The following is a 968-nucleotide window of genomic DNA, read 5'->3' on the forward strand; positions in this document are numbered from 1 at the left end:
TTCTTTTCTACAGCCATCATCACCTCCTTAAGGCTGCAAAGTCTCACGCGCGCTATCAACGCCGGAACTTTTTGCAAATGTAGTCATTGGGGGGTGTTGCTCTTGCATTAATCTCTGCAAGCGCTCGGGATAAAAAAAATCTTCTGGACGCAAATCTATCCCATGATCACGTGCGTAGGTTAATAACTGCGCTTGATAAATTGAAGGAAACAATCCATTAGAACCACCCTTCTCTTTAGAATAAGTGATACGATAAACAGCTCCTTTACATTTCTTCAAAATACGCGAAACGTTAATAGCCCCCCCTAGATATTTTATTATAGTATACGCAGGTTCTTTTTTCATAAAGATAAAATTTCATATTTTATGAATTTTATCAAGATAAAATTTCATATTTTTTTTATTGATTTTTCATTTCATATGAAAGACTTTGTATTTTATGGAATCAGATCAGTTAAAGGTATGGCTTAATGCGCAATTAGCTAAAAATGGTCATGGTAGTAAGAAAATGCTAGCCAAGCATTTAGGAGTGTTACCATCTACCTTAACTAGTATGTTGCATGATTCAGGTACAAAAAGATCAATAAAAGCAAGTGAATTAATAGAAATTATTGATTTTTTTGGCGAAATCCCCCCTTTTCTAATCAAAGAATCTGAACAGTTTATTCAACTGTATTATCAAGCAAATCCCGAAGTTCAGAAAGCTGTTTTAACGATTCTTCAGAATTCTTGTTCTTCAGACAAAAAATAATAGCAGCCATCACTTTTTTATCTCCACAATTCCAAAGTTTTTCTAACATTAGTTTATCCATAATTAACCTACACTTTATTAAAATTTCATATTTTCTGAATTTTTATATTGACAATTTTCATAAATAATGAAATATAAGTTCCATATCTTAGAAAATAACTTTTGCCAATAGGCAGTATGGAGGCATTTGTGAATAAACCAGTGTTTATAAATTCTG

General features: G+C 32.1%; 2 protein-coding genes. One reads left to right on the forward strand and one right to left on the reverse strand.

What is annotated here, in order from left to right:
• Positions 1–27 precede the first annotated feature (27 nt).
• Positions 28–345: a hypothetical protein gene (locus ACFIK3_RS09635; RefSeq protein WP_375632866.1), complete on the reverse strand. Its 318-nt coding sequence runs from the start codon at positions 343–345 to the stop codon at positions 28–30.
• Between the two features lie 94 nt (positions 346–439).
• On the opposite strand from ACFIK3_RS09635, the gene ACFIK3_RS09640 reads away from it, so the two are divergent.
• Positions 440–751: an XRE family transcriptional regulator gene (locus ACFIK3_RS09640; RefSeq protein WP_114647946.1), complete on the forward strand. Its 312-nt coding sequence runs from the start codon at positions 440–442 to the stop codon at positions 749–751.
• Positions 752–968 lie beyond the last annotated feature (217 nt).

Source organism: Bartonella sp. CB10SXKL (assembly GCF_042195515.1).
Classification (GTDB): domain Bacteria; phylum Pseudomonadota; class Alphaproteobacteria; order Rhizobiales; family Rhizobiaceae; genus Bartonella.

Bases quoted from the DNA above. Each gene is read 5' to 3' on its own strand.
- ACFIK3_RS09635 (WP_375632866.1), bottom strand. From the start codon at position 345: ATGAAAAAAGAACCTGCGTATACTATAATAAAATATCTAGGGGGGGCT.
- ACFIK3_RS09640 (WP_114647946.1), top strand. From the start codon at position 440: ATGGAATCAGATCAGTTAAAGGTATGGCTTAATGCGCAATTAGCTAAA.